Genomic DNA, 17,318 nt, shown 5'->3' with positions numbered 1-17,318 from the left:
ATCAGCCGTTTAATAAAAAACGGTTACCGTCTTTGGGCTTACCTGTTTAAGGGCATCAAGGTATAAAAAATTAAGGTAGTTTGGGGCTTTTTTCGCTAAAATCAGTTGGCGTCCCATGGCCCACCTTGCTTCTTTTTCCAATGTTGTCAGAAGCCATTGATGAAGGCCGATGCCGAATTTAAAATCCTGCCATACAGCATTGATGAATGGTAAATCCTTTTTGATTCGTGTAGCAACAATGCGTTGAGATTGTTCGGGCTGGTCCCGGATAAACCGGGTTGCCTGGACCATGGCGCGGGTAAACTTTATTAAAAGCCCCGGGTTCTTTTTTGCATAGTCCCTCAGGATTACCGCGTTAAACGTTTCTGTATATATTTTGTTATGGGGCACTTCTATGGCCGCGGTTCCCAGTTTTTGTTTTGCCCGATACGCCAGGGGTTCCCACACAACGCTGGCATCAATGTCGCCTTTGGCCAGTGCTGACGCCATTTTTTCCGGACTAACGTGGACCACAGTGACTTTGGCGTTGTCGATGCCTGCCAGTAAAAGGGTTTCATCAAGAAAGAACTGGGCGGATGCCCCGGTGATGGTGCCGACCCGGTGGCCGACTAAATCTTGCACCGTCCGAATGCCTGAATTTTTTCGCGCGATAATTTTCACATCATTGTCAGAGGTGACAAAGGTGCAAAGGATTGCAAAATCGGTGCGCTTGAAGCTGTTAAACATGACCACAGCCTCAGACGATGTGGCAATATCAGCCTTGCCCTGAAATATGGCCTTGATCGTGCGGTGCCCACCGACAAAATCCTTGATGGTGACATCAAGGCCATTCTTTTTAAAATACCCCCGATTTTTTGCAATGATCACCGGGGCCGAAAGGGGGGTCAGAGACATGGCAACAGTCACTTTTTCAGGCTTTCCCGCTGCCCTGGCAGGGTGTCCGTAAAAAGTTGTGCCAACAAAAAATATAAAAGCCAAGACTGCCCATTTGGTGAAATGCCCCGATATTCCATATTGATTGGCATTCATTTATGCTTTCCTTTGGTCAAGAACGAGGCGCACTTTTTGTGCAAGTTCTGCTTTGCGGTATGGTTTTTGAAGCAGCTCGATGTCTTCCCCAAAGACGCTTTGGTCGACATTGGCAAGGTTGGTATATCCGGATGTATAGAGCACCGCAATTTCAGGGGTGTGTTTGCGCGCCGCTGCTGCAATTTCCGGCCCGCTCATCCCACCGGGTAAGACAACATCGGTAAACAACAGGTCGATATTGGTGGCTGCTTCCAACGCCCCGATGGCGGCTTTGCCATCTGCTGCCTCCAGAACGGTGTAGCCATAACTGCGTAACAGTGACACGGACAACGCACGGACATCTGCATCATCTTCGACCACTAAAATAGTCTCGCCACAAGCCTTTGGTGAAGTCTCTTGGTTTGATGGGCCCGGGGTTTGTTCCATCTGATCTGAGCGGGGTAGATACAGCGTGATGGTGGTTCCAATTGACCCTTCTTCACTAAAGGCGGTTACCTGACCACCCGATTGTTTGACGAAGCCATAGACCATGGATAGGCCGAGACCGCTGCCCTGGCCGATCTCTTTGGTGGTGAAAAATGGATCAAACACATGGTTGATCACATCTTCCGGTATGCCGGTTCCGGTGTCGCTTATGGCGATCATCACATATTCGCCAGGTGACACCATGGCATCAGCGGCAACAGCAGACTCTTTAAGGTCGGTGTTGGTGGTTTGTATGGTCAGCGCGCCGCCATCATTCATGGCATCGCGGGCATTGATGGCAAGGTTCAGAATAGCATTTTCCAAAAGGGCCGGATCTACTTTGCAGGACCAGAGGTCATCATCGCCGGACATCGTGATTTCAATGGTCTCTCCAATGGCACTGCGCAACAGTCCTGACATGTGGGCCAACAGTTCCCTGACATTGATCACCTTTGGCATCAATGTTTGCTTGCGGGAAAATGCCAGCAGTTGATTGGTCAGTGCTGCCCCTCGTTCGCTGGCTCGTAAAACGGTATCAAGGTAGGGCTGGACATCACCGCCATTTTTGGCTGTTTCTGAAGCCAGTTCAACGTTGCCAATGCAGATGGCCAAAAGATTGTTGAAATCATGGGCCACCCCGCCGGTCAATTGCCCGACCGCTTCCATCTTCTGTGATTGTTGCAACTGTTTTTCCGCTTCGCGTCGCTCAGCAATATCCGTCACCGTGGTGATATAGCCGCCATCGGGTGTTGGGGTGCGTTCGTATAAATACTCTCTGCCAAATGGGCTTGTCCGTTCGCTGCTTTCTATGGTTTTAGACGAGGAAATCTTTTTCTCTACCACAGCTTCGGTTTCATCTTTTGAATAATTGCGCTGTTTTGCCCTCAAACGAATAACATCTGCGCGGGCTAACCCGGGGCGCAAAAATCCCTCAGGCATGCCAACAATTTCTCCGTATTGAGGATTGAACGCGACCAATATGTTGTTGGCATCATAAACGGCAATGCCTTGAGACATGTTTTCAAAGGTGGCTTCCAGTTGGTATGATTTTTCGGCGATTTCCTGTTCCGTTTTTTTACGTGCGGTGATGTCATTCAAGATAACAGTCAAGATGTTCTCACCACGGTCACTCAGTGCAGAGATGGATGCTTCGGCAGGGAATTCTGTGCCATCCTTTTTGCGCCCATAAACCTCGCGGCGTTCATTCATCAGTCGGCTGCTTTCGCCAGATTCCGAAAACCTTTTAATTTGGGAAAAATGATCTTTGCGGAATCGTTCCGGCAAAAGCACATCGATCGATTGGCCTATGATCTCGCCAGCGGTGTATCCAAAGATGCGTTCAGCGCCTTTGTTAAACAGGTGAATATTTTGCTGTTTGTCGATTGAAATTACCGCCTGGGTTGCGATGTCGAGCATCCTCGCCATTCGATCCTGTGATGCTTGGGCCTCGGCTGTGGCCCTGTCGCGTTCAGTAACTCGCCCCCGGATTTGTCGGGCACCAAAACCAATTCCGGCCAAGCCCAGAATCCATATTGCACCATGGGTCGTGGTAAAGGCATCCATCGTCTGGGCATGCGCGGCAAGATACGGTGTAAGACGGACAGAAACGCCGACGCCACCTCGAAAATCACCAAGCTTGAATCCCAAATGGCCATGACATTTTTCACATCCAGGCTTCATATACATGGGGCGCATTAATCGGTAATAGGTCTCCCCATCAATTTTGGATATGGCGCTGACTTCCTTGACGCCCGATTTCAGCTTTACCAAGGCTATCCTTTCCCAGGCATCAGGGGCATTGCCCGGGCGCAGCACGGTCAGGCCGGTTATTTTTCCCCGCACGCCATAAAGATTGGCGTGATCATCCATCAATTGGCGAACCATATAAGCAGGGTTCATCAATGTCAGTTTTCGACCCAACGGTGTTTCGATATCACGTTCTGGAATGTGGCTTAGATACGGGCTGGGGGGCGTTTCTTCGGTGACAGGGACATAGACGCCCCCGTGCTTTGTGCCCCATAACCGAAATCCCTGATCCTTGTTGAAATTGGCAATCGCCTCTTTGCGTGCCAAGGCCATGGTTTGCTCGTCCAGCAACTGGATATTGCTGACCAGTGAACCGCCAATGATGATCGACCACACGATGACGACCCCGGCGACATAACGCCAGAATAAGGTGAAACTGTTGCCTTGTTCTTTTTCGCCCAACGGATGGGTATCCCAGACCTAATTTTAAATTTATACCGTTAACAACGGTTTCTCAGGCACTGTAACAAAGGTTAAGAATCATTACTATTTGCATATTTATATATAGTTAATATTTTGTAAGTGTCCGCTACTGCGTCAGTGCCTTTTTGGAGGATGATTGTGTTGGGTTTTGCCTGATTCGTTCTGCTGGAAGTCGGACCGTTACCGTGGTGCCGATGTTCAGTTCACTTTGGATATCAATGGAGCCGCCATGAAGTTCGACCATCCGTTTGACCAGCGGAAGCCCAAGCCCGGTTCCCTGATGTTTTCGGCTCATGGCACTTTCAATCTGGATAAAGGGCTGCATGATTTTCGGAATGTCTTCCAAAGCGACTCCGATGCCGGTGTCAATGACCTGAAAGACAAAGCCGCTTTTGGTCTGGCTCCACCCCTTAAGGGTGACGGTGCCCCCTTCGTTGCTGAATTTAATCGCGTTGGTTAACAGGTTCAGCACAATTTGTTTGAGCACCAATTGGTCCCCAAACAGCCAGGGCAACTGGTCGGGAATGTCCAGCACCAAATCTATTGCATTATTTCGGGCCTGACTTCTGACCATGCTGAGGCATGCACGGGCAATGTCTACCGGATCAATATCTTCTTCATGAAGTTTGGTTTTTCCGGCCTCGACCTTTGACAGGTCAAGGATGTCTGTGATCAGACCCAGTAGATGCTGGCCCGATGAATGAATATCTTCGATATATCCCTTATATTTTTGGTTACCAATAGGTCCGAAACTTTCTTTGATGATCACTTCGGAAAAACCGATAACCGCGTTCAGGGGAGTACGCAGTTCATGGCTCATATTGGCCAGAAATTCTGATTTGGAACGGTTTGCAAATTCGGCTTCTTCCTTTGCTGCCTGAATGCCTTCCTCGTTTATCTTGCGCTCTGTGATGTCTTGGTACATGGCGATGGTGTAAAGGGGCACGCCCTGTTCATCAAATACGACCTTGTAGGTGATGATGCACCAAATGATATGGCCATCTTTACGGATGAAGCGGCGCTCAATGACACCGTCATTGGTTTCTTGGGGTGTGCGCATCCGGAGCGACGTTATATTCGGATCATCATCGGGGTGGGCAAGTTCTGTCAGACGAATGGATTGAAGCTCTTCTTCGGTATAGCCCAGCATTTTGCTTAAGGTATCGTTGTGTTCCCGGGTTTTTCCATTGTTGCTTCTGATGGAGATGCCAACGCCAGCATTGTTAAAGGCGGCCCTAAATTTTCGATCACTTTCTTGCTGTTCACGCTCCATGTTTGTGCGCTCCGTGGTATCGGTCACGGTTGCGATGTAGCCACCATCGGGGGTGGGGATGCGGTGATACGAATAAGTATTGCCATTGGGCAGAACACGATCGCTGCTTTCCGGTTCCATGGCACCGGCGATCTTTTTTTCGATTAATGTATCCCCATCAAGTCCGTCGTGATGAAATTGTTGCGCTCTAAACTGCAAAATTTCCCTGCGGCTGAAGCCAACCTGCAAATAATCTGATGGCAATCCCAGAATTTCACCATACTGCGCATTGAATGCCACTAGGGTATGGGCGCTATCAAAGACGGCAATACCCTGAGCCATATTGTCAAAGGTGGCTTCAAGGATGCGCGATTTTTCGGCCACCTGATGCTCGGTAGCTTTGCGCTCGGTGATGTCCGTTACCGTTGATATATAGCCACCATCGGGCGTTGGCACACGTTCGTATAAATAGGACCGACCGTCGGGGAGGGTGCGTTCACTACTTTCCTGTTCCCCAGTAGTCGCCAGCTGTTCATTGATCAGAGCATCAATGTCACCATCACCATAATGTCCAAATTCAGCCCGATAGCGCAGAATATCGGAGCGGTCCATGCCAACGAAGACGAAGTTTGATGGTAGTCCCAAAATGTCGGAATATTGGGGGTTGGTTGCGCCCAAAACGTGATTTTTATCGTATACAGCAATGCCTTGAACCATGTTGTCAAAGGTGGCTTCAAGAACGTGCGATTTTTCGGCCACCTGGTGCTCGGCGGCTTTGCGGTCTGTGATGTCGGTGTAGGTGACCACACACCCACCACCTGGCATGGGGCGACGGTGGTGGACACAGGTAGTGCCGTTGGGAAGGGTGCGTTCTGCAATAAATTCATCCATGGATTTGCCACGGGAAAATCGTTCCTGAACAATTTCTTCGATGGGTTTTTCGCTTGTGGGCGCACCATATTCGCCCCGTTCAGTGCGGTATCGTATGATGTCTTCTAAAGAGAGCCCTACGCGCAAAAAACCCGGCGGAAGATCTAGTATTTTCTGAATTTGATCGTTGAAACTGATAATCCGGAAATCGGAATCGTAGACCGCCACGCCCTGGGCCATGGTGCCAAGGGTGGTTTCAAGAAGGGCAGCCTTCTCCTCGGCCTTCTTTAAGGCCTTTTCTGCATCGTTTTGGTCTCCACCCATTAAATGCTCCTAATTCCCTGGTTTTAAAGGAATCACAGGCCCTGTATTAACCATAAAACGTTTCATAATCGTTAGCGCCCGTTTTCCAGTTCAGATATCCGGCAGAAGGCGTTAAAAACGTTGAAATCAGGGGCGTTTGAGGAGGGGCGTGGTTGAAAAATCAGCCGCGTCTATTATGGCTGGATTGTCATGTTATTTTGGTTTGAGCCGGGGGGATAAGCACTGGCCCAGCAGTTCGCCAGAACGCCCGCTAAATCGCCATATCCTTGAACGGGTCAGATTCTTCCGGGCTCTTCATGGCCATGACATATTGATAGGATGGCTTTGCTTGAATCCTTTCCCACCAATTGGCGCTGAGGGGCAATCGGGTATCCAGTTCTGCCACTTCGGCAATGTCATTGGCAACGAAGCGTTCCATGAACGGGGCCATGGCAATGTCGGCCAGCGAATAGCTGGACCCGGCCAGCCATGGGCCATCGCTCAGGGATTTTTCCATTTCTGCCAACAGCCAGGCAATGCGTTGGTGGGATGTTTCGATGATAGAATCAGGAATGCCATCTAGCAGCCGGCCAATCTTTAAGGCGCGGCGTCCCGGATGGGGGCAGGCGCGCAGTTGTTTCAGCAATTGTTCTTTGGTGAATTGCTTTTTTCGGACCGCGCGAACCTTTTCGGAAATGGGGTTGATGGCATCATGGGCTTCGTTTTCGGACCGGATTAGCCACACCCGCATGCGGGCCTTTTCAAACGGATCATCGGGGCGAAGTGGCACTTGAGGAAAGGTATCTTCCAGATATTCATTGATGACATTGGATTCGATGACGGCTTTTCCATTGTGGATCAATGTGGGCACGACCCCCAGTGGGTTAAGCGCTGTGTACCAGGGGGCATAGCCTTCTGCATCGACCCCCTTTTGAAGGTGCAGCCCGATCCAATCGAGGCCCTTTTCATGCAGCACCATGCGAACGCGCCGCGTAGAAGTGGATCGCCATTCGTAATAGAGCTGAATGGCGCAATCGTCCGCACCCCCATCTTGCAAAACGGTTCCATCCGGTGTCGTGCGAATAACCATATATTTGTTCCCCTAACCCAAGCCTCTGATTTGCCTAGGGTAACACAAAATTGTAATAGGGTTGCAGGCAGGCAAGCGGGGCATCATAATCTCGCCCATAATTGAGCAATTTAAGAAACAGGGACATATCATGAGCGTAAATAGAGGCCGACATTTTCTGCAAATCCCAGGACCCACCAATATTCCGGAACGTGTGTTACGGGCCATGGATCGCGCCAACATTGATCATCGTGGACCAGAATTTGCAGAACTGGGTCTTCGGGTGTTGTCTGGTTTGAAGCCGGTTTTTAAAACCTCCAGCCCTGTGATGATTTTTCCGTCTTCCGGTACCGGGTGCTGGGAAGCGGCGCTGGTTAATACCTTGTCGCCGGGCGACAAGGTATTGATGTTTGAATCCGGTCAGTTCGCGGTATTGTGGTGCGAGGTTGCGCGTAATTTTGGCCTTGATGTGGATTTTGTTCCGGGCGATTGGCGCCATGGGGTTGATCCGGCAGTGGTGGCAGAAAAGCTTTCCGCCGATACCGATCATGCCATCAAGGCGGTCTGCGCTGTCCATAACGAAACCTCCAATGGCATTACTTCGTCGATTTCCGATATTCGCAAAGCCATGGATAGTGCGGATCATCCCGCCCTTTTGATGGTTGATGCGGTGTCATCGCTTGGCTCCATGGAATACTGCCACGATGATTGGGGGGTTGATGTCACCGTGGCATCCTCTCAAAAAGGCCTGATGTTGCCGGCTGGTCTTGGGTTTGTCGCCATCAGTGACAAGGCATTGGAGGCATCCAAATCGGCATCCTTGCCCCGGGCCTATTGGGATTGGGCCCCAATGTTGAAACTGAATGAAACGGGATTTTTCCCCTATACGCCAGCCACCAACTTGTTTTTCGGGTTGGAAGAATCCCTTGTGATGTTCGAAGAAGAAGGGCTGGACAATGTGTTTGCCCGCCATACCCGTTTTGGCGAAGCGACGCGGAAAGCGGTTGCCGCCTGGGGGCTGGAAAACGCCTGTCTGGATGAAGCCCTTTATTCCAGTGCGCTCACGGCAGTGATGGTGCCAGAGGGCGCCAGTGCCGATGCACTTCGAGGCATTATTCTGGATCGATTTGATCTGTCTCTGGGTGCGGGTCTTGGTAAACTGGCAAACAAGGTATTTCGCATCGGCCACTTAGGCGATCTGAATGATCTCACCCTTGCGGGCACCTTGTCTGGGGTGGAGATGGGGTTGAGTCTATCTGACATTCCCCATCAATCAGGTGGCGTTGCAGCGGCACTGGCCCATCTCGCCAAATCCTGACGCCAGTAACTAGCGGCAGTTCACCTCTTTGGCCTCACCATTCACCTTGGGCCAGGTGATGGTGCACTTCATGCCAGCCTTCAGGTTTTTGCGCTTTGTTGTCTTGCCATTGATGATCACAGTGGTGCGTGAGCGTGAGATTTTGACCTTATAATCCTTGCCCTTTTCGGTCACCACCAAACGCCGACCTTTGCGTTTTACCGCCTTTATTTTGGTCGTGCTTTTGAGCATGGCCACCTTGATGTTGGTGATCTTTTTCAAAAGAGCGATCAATTCCGGGGGCTGGTCCATGGTCACCTGCACCAATTTGGTCACATCATCGCCATAAAGCGGAAAGATGGGCCGGTGCGCCTTTTTGGCTTCGGCCCGCAATTGCTTGCTTTCAAAAGCCTGTTTATAGGTCGCCCGTAATACGGCAGTGCGGCCTGAATGCATATTTGGTGGTCCGGCAAGAAAACGCGAAAGCTTTGATTGGGCCGACATAAAACGTGCCACCGCTTTGGCGATGGGGGTTTTGGCAATATCGTTGGCATCGGGAACCCCCGGTACAACCTTGCCAAATTGCAGGACAATCACACCGGGATCGGCGCTGGTCAGTTCCGTCATGGAACTCAATCCCCCGGGCTGGCCTTCGATTTCACCGCGCAACATGCCCATGACCCGTTCCGCACCGGAATAGCCAAGAATCATCCGGATGGGGATGTTCCAGGCGTGGGAAATCATGTAGCCCTCGTTGTAGCTGGAGGCGCCAAGGCCTGAAGCGCCAAACTTGATGGTGCGGCCAACCTTTAACAATTGATCAAAGGTCTTGATGCCCGATGCGCCGCTCATATAGAGCACGCGGATGTCGGTTGCACCCTTGCCGATCCATGTCATTTTGGTGAGGTCAAATCTTGCCGTTTTGCGCCCGACCAACTGGGTATAGACCAGCCCTGTGGTAAAGGACCCAACGGTCAGCCCATTGGGCTTTGACGCATAGATTTTGTTGGCACCGATAATGTGCCCGGCACCGGGAACATTGCGGACGACGAACTTGGTTCCGGGCAGATAGCGTTTCATATGCCGGGTTGCCAACCGGCCATAGAAATCAGCACCGCCACCGGTTCCGGTGGAAACGATATAGGTAATCGTCTTGCCCTTGTAATAGGCCCGGGCATCATCGGCGGCATTGGCATTTGCGCCCGCCCCAAGGGTTAAGGCAACGCCGCACATTAAGGCTAATGTGGTTGCTGATTTCATGGTTGGTCTCCCTGTTGTCTTATTAATCGTGCTCTTTCAGAGCCGTTTTGTTTTTAAACTTTTTCTTTTTCCAGTGGCGGGATCACTTCGCCAACTGGCGCTTCGCGGTCAGGGCGAATTTCATTATAGCCATTGGTGGAAAGGTCGATGTTATTGCCATCGGGATCCATGCCCCGGTATTCGGTGTAATGGCGATCGGCGGGGCGCTTTTCAGGCACCGGATATTCCAGTTCTTCGCAGCGCTGGATGTAGGGATCATTGTCATCCACTTCAAAGCCAATGTGGCTGAACCCGCTGGGCTTGCCATCCATCTTGTTATTGTGAATGGATAAATTCATATAGCCATCACTGAGCGAAAAGCCGCCCTTGCTGGATTTGTAGACAATTTCCATACCAAAAACATCGGCGTAATATCGCGCCAATCGTTCGGGATCGGTGGTGTTGAAAACGATGTGTTTGAGCTTGGCCATTGCTGCTTCCTCCTAATACGTTCGCGCCGCTTCTTTTGAGGGCATTCAAGGCTTAATTAGACACCCAAATAGAACAATTTAAAAGGCTGGTTGAAAACAGCTGTTGCAAAACCGCGCTATGGGCTAATTTGCGCAGCTATTATGGATACGATTACAAACCCTTATGCATGGGTCGGCATCATTGCCGGCGTGCTGACAACCATTGCATTTCTGCCCCAGGTCTTTCGTGCGTGGCGGACGCGATCCACATCAGATGTGTCTTTGACCATGTTTCTGGTTCTGGTGGCGGGCATTTGTATGTGGCTGGTTTATGGTTTCTTGATCAAAGACATTGTCCTGATCGTTGCCAATGCCATAACCCTTGTTCTTGCCAGCGCAATCTTGGTTGCCAAACTGCGCTTTAAATAATCGCCCTTACGGCTTTACCCCTATCGCCATGACCACAGGGGCGGGGATGGCGAAATCGGTGTCGGTTGCATATTGGCGCACAGCCGCATCGATGGCTTCGTGAATTTTGGCACGCGCGCTTTCGGTTTGTAATTCCAAAAGGGCCGCCGTGCGCACGGTGCTTTTGTAGACAATATCGAGCACCCCTTTGGGGGCATCCACATGCAGCACCAGCGGCAATTCAGAGATTTGGATATTTGTGAACCCTGCATCCTCCAGGGCATTTTGGCAGATGTCGGGATCGGAAAAACGGAAAAATGGGGGTGCTTCGGGTAGTGGCACATCGGTGTTGCCATGGGCATTGATGGCCCCGAGGATAATGTCGAACAGTTTTGCTTTTTCTGGTTGGCACCACACCGTAAAGGCATAACGCCCATGGGGTTTTAAAACCCGATACGCTTCCCTGATGGCAAGCTCTGGGTTGGGAAAATGCAAAACCCCCAGTGAACAAATCACCCCATCAAACAGGCCGTCGCTGAATTCAAGTGCTTCGGCGTTGCCTTCAGAAAAATGGGCCCCGGGGAATTTGTTTTTGGCGGCCTTCACCATGGCCGGTGCAAAATCAATGCCCGTGGCCGCCGCCCCCCGGGCCACGGCCCCGCCGGCGCCGTATCCTGGCCCGCAGGCAATTTCCAACAGCTTTGTTCCGGGATGGGTTCCAACCGCATCCAGCATGGGGCCAAGGGCATCTTTTGTCAGGCGGCCAAGATAATCATCATAGGCATCGGCCCTGTCGGCCCAGCCAGATTTTTCCATCTCATAGAAAGAGGGGGTGTTTGACACCATGGATAGCACCTTTGTGAATGCCTGAAACGTTCAGCCTATACCCCAACGGGCGAATGGTTCAAACCAATCTTAAAACGACAAAAGGCCGGACACGTGTGTCCGGCCTTTGTCATTTAAGGTCCCGTTCAGACCAGAAATTTTTTACCGCTGATGGTATTTGCAGCGCCGGGCAACTTCCTTGCCGGTTTCATAGCCCTTGTCATAGCTCAAGTCGGCTTCGGGCTTGCCTGCACGCATGGCGGTGGCCATGCCGTGGGCGACGTTGTTGTCTTCGGAAAGACCGGCATCATCCAGTGCCTTTTGTACGCCTTTTTTCCATTCGCTGGTCGTGTCACTCATTCTTGCGGTCCTTTATTGATGATTTCAGGCTTCAAGCCCCGTTATTGCATTCGCTGTGTTGAATATTTCCCCGTTTTTTACCTGAAAAGTTACGGTTTAGGGAAAAAAATATACCAAAGGGCGGAATAATCGGTGCTGGGTTCGGTTTTGCCCCCCAAAGGCGGGGGATGCCCCCTAAAACCCCCGATTTTTGCGTTTATGCCTCCAGGGATAGGGCTGATCTGTGTTATGGTAAGGCCGTGATACGTCATTCTTATTTGAAACTTTGTTTTGTATTTCCATGCTTGGGAACCGCGTGAAAGCCCCATCCTCTTCTGATAAACCCGAAACACCCCACGTCATGACGCGCCAGGACGCCATCATTGGCATGTCGTGGGCTTTGGCTGCGTATTTGTTCTATTCGCTGGTGCCGGTGGGCATTCGGATGCTGGGGGATCGGATGCCCGCCATCGAGATCGTCTTTTTCCGAAATGCCATCGGGTTGGTGGCATTTTTGATCATTTTTAGCTGGCAGGGTTGGGGCAGTCTTAAAACCGAACGGTTTGGGTTGCATCTGCAACGGAACTTTTTGAATTTTGTCGGGATGTGGTTCTGGTTTGCGGCCCTGACCATGATGCCCATCACCAAGGCCATTGCGCTGCATTTCACCGAACCCCTGATGGCAGCGATTTTGGCCGTGATTTTTTTACGCGAACGCCCAACCCCGAACCGCATCATTGGCATTGTCTTTGGCTTTGTGGGGATTTTGGTTGTGCTGCGCCCAGGCGTTGTTGATGTTAATTTGCCGACCCTGATGGTGCTGGGGTCTGCGCTTTTATATGCCTCTGTCAGCATTATTTCGAGGGTTCTGGGGCGGACAGAGCGTGCATCAACCACGACGTTTTATTACCAGGCCATGTTGACGGTGTTTTCCATCGGTCCAGCGATTTGGGTTTGGGTGAACCCCACATGGGAAGACGTGCCGGGATTGCTTTTGGTTGGGGTGGTGGGCACCGTGGCACCGTATTGCCTGATCCGTGCCATTCGCCACGCCGAGGCGACGGTCGTCGCCCCATTCAGCTTTCTGCGGCTACCCTTTACTGCGGGGTGGGCAATGGTTTTCTTCTCAGAACCGACAGAAATATGGACCTGGATCGGGGCATCTATTATTTTCGGTGCCACCTATTTCATGACCCGGGCCGAAGCCCGTGCTAAACACTAGGGCAAATTATAAAACCGCACAGGGAAAGACAGATTATGGCGACTGCTGAAACATCAACAAATTCAGGCATAAATTCCGGGGAATTGCTGCGCGCTCAGGTGGCGTCCTGTACGCGGCTTCTTAACATGCTGGGAATATTGCATTATTCCGGCCACGTTTCTGCCCGGGTGCCGGGCAAAGATCAGCTGTACATCCAAACCCGCAACGAAAGCCGGGCCGAAGTATCGCCAGACAGCATCGTTTTGGTGGATTTTGATGGCAATGTTTTGGAGGGCGTTGGCAAACCCCCATCGGAATTGGTCATCCATACCGAAGTCTATCGGTCCCGCCCCGATGTTGGTTCTGTCATTCACAATCATATGGAACTGGCCGCCGCCATCACCATGGCCAAGGATGCAAAGGTTCATATTATGGACTTTCATGCGTCACGGTGGTTTTCAGGCGTGCCCGTCATGACGGACGTCGGCCATATCAAATCCACAGAAGACGGGGTGGCGCTGGCCAATTGCCTGGGCGATGCCAATGGCATGCTGTTGCGCGCCCATGGGGTGGTTTTGGCATCGGAAAGTGCACCGGCAATTTTGGTGGATACCATCCATTTCGAAGACAACCTGAAGGCCCAGAAAGAAGCCCGTTCATTCGGTGACGAAATCGTGCCGTTGACAGAAGAAGAACTGGCAAGGGTCGGCGAATACGAAGACCGGGATCACCACATCGAAAAAATGTGGAACTATTACGTCAATGAAGGCCGCAAAGGGGGCGCATTGCCCCAAGATTGGGACGTCAGGCTTTAAGGGCCGCGCGCCAAAAATGGCCGTCAGGGACTGGATCAGATTAGCGCTTCGTGCATGGCGCATCCGTCGAAAGGGTGATCCGGAACTTCGCTGGCTGCCTCAATTGGTGGGGCGCGGACGGCGTTGCATCGATATCGGTGCAAACCCTGGGGTTTTTACCTATTGGTTGGCTAAGGCGGGGGGATGCGTGGAAGCATTCGAGCCAAACCCGGGTCTTGCCGACAATTTGATTGCTGCCGGGCTTGCCAATGTCACGGTCCATCGGGTGGCGCTTGGGAACAGCATTGAGACGGCATCGTTGTTTGTGCCCTTTCATTCCCGCTCAGCGCTACCGGCGCAAGGCGGCGCTTCAAAAAATATCAAGTTTGATGATCCGGCAGGGCGCATTTGCGAACCGCCGTCTGATTTAAAGACAGAACAGGGCATTCGTTTTGAAACGCCTGCATCCCGGCTGGATTCCTTTTCTTTTGCCGATGTTGATTTTATCAAAATTGATGTGGAAGGGCATGAGGAAAAGGTGCTCGATGGGGGTTGGGAAACGATTGTTGCCAGTCGCCCAAGAATTTTGATTGAGTTGGAAGAACGTCACCGTCCGGGGTGTGTCGCCCGGGTTGCATCAAGGTTCAAAGCCATTGATTATCGTGTTGGATTCTTGGATCATGGGCTTTGGTATGATCTTGAGGTTCTTGGGACCGGAGAATCGGGTCAACAGGCAGGGCCTTCGGGACGGTATATCAACAACTTTTTGTTGATCCCGAGTGATCAAACAATCGACAGTACAGCAGGAGACCAAAGGGCATGTTTCCGTTTGTTGGGATGATAGGCGAAAAAGGCAAAGACCCTGTGGTGCCCACAGATGGCACCGGCGTTTTGCTGTCGGTCAATGTGGCCATGCCCCATGAGGTGACTTATCAGGATCGCACCTATCAGACAGGGATATACAAAAATCCGCAACCGGGCAGGGTTGCCCTTTCAGCCCTGAATCTTGATGGCGATGGACAGGGCAGTCCGATCAACCATGGCGGCCCAGACATGGCGGTCTATGTTTACTCCAGGGATCATTACATCTTTTGGGAAAAAGACATGCGCGAAAATTTAAACGGCGCGCGGCTACCATTTGGTTCATTCGGCGAAAATTTAACAGTGACCGGCATGCGTGAAGACACCGTGCATATTGGCGATATCTTCACCATCGGTTCGGTGCGCTTGCAGGTGAGCGAGCCGCGCACCCCGTGTCACAAGCTGGCCATGAAATTTGATGATCCCCTTTTGCCTAAACGGTTTATGAAAAGTGGCCGGGTCGGGTTCTATTTCAGGGTTTTGCAAATAGGCGATGTTGGTGCGGGTGATGGCATTGGGTGCGAAGCGCGCGATCCGGCAAAGCTGAGCATTTTAGAAACGCTGGCGCTGTGGTCAGACAAGGGGGCCAGTGCTGAGGCCCTTGAACGTGCCTTGTCGGTTAGCGCGCTGTCTGCCACATGGCGGGGGATGTTCGAAAAACGTCTCGAGACGGCAAGTACGGCCAACCCGGGTCATCAGGAATGGCGTCCGGAGAGTCTTAAGTGGGTGTAAATGGTGCGTGATTTGAAAGGCTAAAATCATGAAACGGAGGGGGAAATGATGGTTGATGAAAGCAAAAGTGTCGGGGAATTGGAATTTCGTTTTCGCCACACCATGCTGCCGGTGTCGGATATGGCCCGGGCGGTTGATTTTTACACCCGAATTCTGGGCATGCAGGTGGTCCGTACGCGCGACAAAGGATCTGATGGGCGCACCATTTCCTATGTTGGGTATGGCGATGAGGGCACCAACCCGGTGTTGGAACTGATTGCCGGGACTGGCAATGCGGAAAAGCCTTGGGCCGGACATATTGCCATTGCCGTATCAGACCTGAGGATGCTCTGCGCAACCCTGGAGAAAGAAGGGGTACGGTTTGCCAAACCCTTGATCGAAGCTGTCGGGGGGTCCAACACGTATATCGCTAATATCTATGATCCTGATGGGTTTGAAATCGAGCTGAATCAACGCAAAGATGGCCTTTACAGCTGATTTTGGCCTTTTTGTGCAATCTCTCGCGAATGGAGATGTCGTGGACAGGGCCGGGATTGGTCTGCTAGCGTGGTGCCCAATGCGGTGAAGAATTTTGCAAATAAAAAATATAAATAAAAAAACAGGGAGAAGAGAATGTTTAAACAGATTGCTTATACATCTATGGCGATTGCAGCGGCTTTTGCACTGTCGTCGCCTGCTTCGGCTGCTTCGGGGAAATCTTTCTACAAGGGTAAAACCGTCAAGATCATCGTCGGGGCCAGTTCCGGCGGTGGGTATGGTACCTATGCCCGGACAGTTGGTCGCTATATCAGTGAATATATCCCCGGCAAACCCCGCATCATTACGCAATTCATGCAGGGTGCTGCCAGCATTCGCGCTGCCAATTTCGTCTATAATGTGGCACCACAGGATGGCACCGTTATTGGTGCGGTGCAGCGCGCCATTCCATTCTTGCCGCTCTATGGCAAGCGTGGCCCGAAATACGATCCCCAGAAATTTAATTATGTTGGCTCGATCAACAATGAAGTTTCCGTCTGTGTTGCCTGGCATACCACCGGCATCAAGACCATCCAGGACGTGATGAAAAAGGAATTGATCATCGGCGGTGCCGGTGCCAACGACACGGAAAATTTTCCCTCAGCACTTAACAACATCCTTGGGACCAAATTCAAGATCATCACCGGCTATACCGGGGTTGGTATTAACCTCGCCATGGAACGCAAGGAAGTTTACGGGCGTTGTGGTTGGTCGTGGACATCGTTCAAAAATCAAAAGAGCGAATGGATCAAGGGTAAGAAGGTCAATATCCTGATCCAGCTGTCTTTGAAGAAATTGCCTGAAATTGGCAATGTGCCATTGGTGACCGAGCTTGCTAAAAATGCCGAAGACCGTCAAATCTTTGAATTGGTCTTTGCACCCCAGGTTATGGGTCGTCCATTCCTGATGGGCCCGGGCGTTCCTGCCGATCGTCTGAAAACGATCCGCACAGCCTTTGTGGCGGTGGCCAAAGACCCCCGGCTGATCAAGGAGCTGAACAAGCAGTCTATGGATGTGTCGCCAGTTACGGGTGGTGAAATCCAGACGATTGTTGCCAAGGCCTATAAGACACCAAAATCAATTGTTGATCGCGCTCGTGAATCCATGTCCTACAAGGGCAAGCGGATCAAAGCGAAGATCAAGATGGTCAAGGACACGGGCACGATCTCCAAGATCATTAAAGGCGGGCGCAAGCTGCATATGAAGCTTGCAAACGGCAAGACCGTGAAGACCAGCGTTTCTGGTAGACGGACCAAGGTGTTTATTGGTGGCAAGAAGACCAAGCGTAAAAAGATCAAGATGGGCATGACGTGCACCTTCAACTACCCGGGCACCGGCCAGCGGGCAAAGCGCATCGATTGCAAATAAATTAAAAAGACTGATTGAAGGCTAGGGTAATCCCGGCCCGAAATAAAAACG

General features: G+C 51.4%; 16 protein-coding genes. 8 read left to right on the top strand and 8 right to left on the bottom strand.

What is annotated here, in order from left to right; genetic code table 11:
- Positions 1 to 9: 9 nt before the first annotated feature.
- The 4 genes from HOJ08_06900 to HOJ08_06885 form a co-directional block, all read right to left on the bottom strand.
- Positions 10 to 1,029 (bottom strand): ABC transporter substrate-binding protein, encoded by a 1,020-nt coding sequence (locus HOJ08_06900; GenBank protein MBT5673159.1) that lies wholly within the window; start codon positions 1,027 to 1,029, stop codon positions 10 to 12.
- Positions 1,030 to 3,702 (bottom strand): PAS domain S-box protein, encoded by a 2,673-nt coding sequence (locus HOJ08_06895; GenBank protein ID MBT5673158.1) that lies wholly within the window; start codon positions 3,700 to 3,702, stop codon positions 1,030 to 1,032.
- Between the two features lie 127 nt (positions 3,703 to 3,829).
- Complete coding sequence (locus HOJ08_06890) at positions 3,830 to 6,169, bottom strand: PAS domain S-box protein (GenBank protein MBT5673157.1); 2,340 nt, start codon at positions 6,167 to 6,169, stop codon at positions 3,830 to 3,832.
- A gap of 250 nt (positions 6,170 to 6,419) precedes the next feature.
- Positions 6,420 to 7,238 (bottom strand): glutathione S-transferase family protein, encoded by an 819-nt coding sequence (locus tag HOJ08_06885; protein MBT5673156.1) that lies wholly within the window; start codon positions 7,236 to 7,238, stop codon positions 6,420 to 6,422.
- Positions 7,239 to 7,368: 130 nt separating this feature from the next.
- On the opposite strand from HOJ08_06885, the gene HOJ08_06880 reads away from it, so the two are divergent.
- Positions 7,369 to 8,535, top strand: a complete 1,167-nt coding sequence (locus HOJ08_06880; GenBank protein ID MBT5673155.1) for an aminotransferase class V-fold PLP-dependent enzyme — start codon at positions 7,369 to 7,371, stop codon at positions 8,533 to 8,535.
- A 9-nt stretch (positions 8,536 to 8,544) separates the two neighbouring features.
- Here HOJ08_06880 and HOJ08_06875 read toward each other — a convergent pair whose 3' ends face one another.
- Positions 8,545 to 9,774, bottom strand: a complete 1,230-nt coding sequence (locus HOJ08_06875) for a hypothetical protein (GenBank protein MBT5673154.1) — start codon at positions 9,772 to 9,774, stop codon at positions 8,545 to 8,547.
- Between the two features lie 53 nt (positions 9,775 to 9,827).
- On the bottom strand, positions 9,828 to 10,244 hold the full coding sequence (locus HOJ08_06870; protein MBT5673153.1) for a VOC family protein: 417 nt from the start codon (positions 10,242 to 10,244) through the stop codon (positions 9,828 to 9,830).
- A 141-nt stretch (positions 10,245 to 10,385) separates the two neighbouring features.
- Here HOJ08_06870 and HOJ08_06865 point away from each other — a divergent pair, with 141 nt between their 5' ends.
- Positions 10,386 to 10,652, top strand: a complete 267-nt coding sequence (locus tag HOJ08_06865) for a SemiSWEET transporter (GenBank protein MBT5673152.1) — start codon at positions 10,386 to 10,388, stop codon at positions 10,650 to 10,652.
- Positions 10,653 to 10,658: 6 nt separating this feature from the next.
- On the opposite strand, the gene HOJ08_06860 is transcribed toward HOJ08_06865, so the two are convergent.
- Together HOJ08_06860 and HOJ08_06855 are read right to left on the bottom strand one after the other, a co-directional pair.
- Positions 10,659 to 11,477, bottom strand: a complete 819-nt coding sequence (locus HOJ08_06860; protein ID MBT5673151.1) for a methyltransferase domain-containing protein — start codon at positions 11,475 to 11,477, stop codon at positions 10,659 to 10,661.
- Between the two features lie 141 nt (positions 11,478 to 11,618).
- Positions 11,619 to 11,816, bottom strand: a complete 198-nt coding sequence (locus HOJ08_06855) for a hypothetical protein (protein ID MBT5673150.1) — start codon at positions 11,814 to 11,816, stop codon at positions 11,619 to 11,621.
- Between the two features lie 295 nt (positions 11,817 to 12,111).
- Here HOJ08_06855 and HOJ08_06850 point away from each other — a divergent pair, with 295 nt between their 5' ends.
- From HOJ08_06850 to HOJ08_06825, 6 genes are all read left to right on the top strand, one after another.
- A complete protein-coding gene (locus HOJ08_06850) occupies positions 12,112 to 13,017 on the top strand; it encodes a DMT family transporter (GenBank protein ID MBT5673149.1) in 906 nt (301 codons plus the stop codon).
- A gap of 35 nt (positions 13,018 to 13,052) precedes the next feature.
- Positions 13,053 to 13,811: a class II aldolase/adducin family protein gene (locus HOJ08_06845; protein ID MBT5673148.1), complete on the top strand. Its 759-nt coding sequence runs from the start codon at positions 13,053 to 13,055 to the stop codon at positions 13,809 to 13,811.
- Positions 13,759 to 14,631, top strand: coding sequence for an FkbM family methyltransferase (locus tag HOJ08_06840; protein MBT5673147.1), 873 nt, complete (start codon positions 13,759 to 13,761; stop codon positions 14,629 to 14,631). The genes HOJ08_06845 and HOJ08_06840 overlap by 53 nt, the downstream gene beginning before the upstream one ends.
- Positions 14,610 to 15,383: an MOSC domain-containing protein gene (locus HOJ08_06835; protein ID MBT5673146.1), complete on the top strand. Its 774-nt coding sequence runs from the start codon at positions 14,610 to 14,612 to the stop codon at positions 15,381 to 15,383. Before HOJ08_06840 ends, HOJ08_06835 begins: the two co-directional genes overlap by 22 nt.
- Positions 15,384 to 15,428: 45 nt before the next feature.
- Positions 15,429 to 15,860: a lactoylglutathione lyase gene (locus HOJ08_06830; GenBank protein ID MBT5673145.1), complete on the top strand. Its 432-nt coding sequence runs from the start codon at positions 15,429 to 15,431 to the stop codon at positions 15,858 to 15,860.
- Positions 15,861 to 15,995: 135 nt separating this feature from the next.
- The gene (locus tag HOJ08_06825) at positions 15,996 to 17,267 is read left to right on the top strand and encodes a hypothetical protein (GenBank protein ID MBT5673144.1); all 1,272 of its coding nucleotides are present in this window, start codon (positions 15,996 to 15,998) and stop codon (positions 17,265 to 17,267) included.
- Positions 17,268 to 17,318 lie beyond the last annotated feature (51 nt).

The sequence above is a fragment of the Rhodospirillales bacterium genome (assembly GCA_018666775.1).
In the GTDB taxonomy this organism is placed as follows: domain Bacteria; phylum Pseudomonadota; class Alphaproteobacteria; order SMXQ01; family SMXQ01; genus JABIXC01.
Note: the sequence above shows the minus strand (reverse complement) of the source record. Positions and strands in the feature narration are given on the sequence as shown.

Coding starts and splice junctions, on each gene's coding strand:
- HOJ08_06900 (MBT5673159.1), bottom strand. CDS start 1,029: ATGAATGCCAATCAATATGGAATATCGGGGCATTTCACCAAATGGGCA.
- HOJ08_06890 (MBT5673157.1), bottom strand. CDS start 6,169: ATGGGTGGAGACCAAAACGATGCAGAAAAGGCCTTAAAGAAGGCCGAG.
- HOJ08_06885 (MBT5673156.1), bottom strand. CDS start 7,238: ATGGTTATTCGCACGACACCGGATGGAACCGTTTTGCAAGATGGGGGT.
- HOJ08_06880 (MBT5673155.1), top strand. CDS start 7,369: ATGAGCGTAAATAGAGGCCGACATTTTCTGCAAATCCCAGGACCCACC.
- HOJ08_06875 (MBT5673154.1), bottom strand. CDS start 9,774: ATGAAATCAGCAACCACATTAGCCTTAATGTGCGGCGTTGCCTTAACC.
- HOJ08_06870 (MBT5673153.1), bottom strand. CDS start 10,244: ATGGCCAAGCTCAAACACATCGTTTTCAACACCACCGATCCCGAACGA.
- HOJ08_06865 (MBT5673152.1), top strand. CDS start 10,386: ATGGATACGATTACAAACCCTTATGCATGGGTCGGCATCATTGCCGGC.
- HOJ08_06860 (MBT5673151.1), bottom strand. CDS start 11,477: ATGGTGTCAAACACCCCCTCTTTCTATGAGATGGAAAAATCTGGCTGG.
- HOJ08_06855 (MBT5673150.1), bottom strand. CDS start 11,816: ATGAGTGACACGACCAGCGAATGGAAAAAAGGCGTACAAAAGGCACTG.
- HOJ08_06845 (MBT5673148.1), top strand. CDS start 13,053: ATGGCGACTGCTGAAACATCAACAAATTCAGGCATAAATTCCGGGGAA.
- HOJ08_06840 (MBT5673147.1), top strand. CDS start 13,759: ATGAAGGCCGCAAAGGGGGCGCATTGCCCCAAGATTGGGACGTCAGGC.
- HOJ08_06835 (MBT5673146.1), top strand. CDS start 14,610: ATGTTTCCGTTTGTTGGGATGATAGGCGAAAAAGGCAAAGACCCTGTG.
- HOJ08_06830 (MBT5673145.1), top strand. CDS start 15,429: ATGATGGTTGATGAAAGCAAAAGTGTCGGGGAATTGGAATTTCGTTTT.
- HOJ08_06825 (MBT5673144.1), top strand. CDS start 15,996: ATGTTTAAACAGATTGCTTATACATCTATGGCGATTGCAGCGGCTTTT.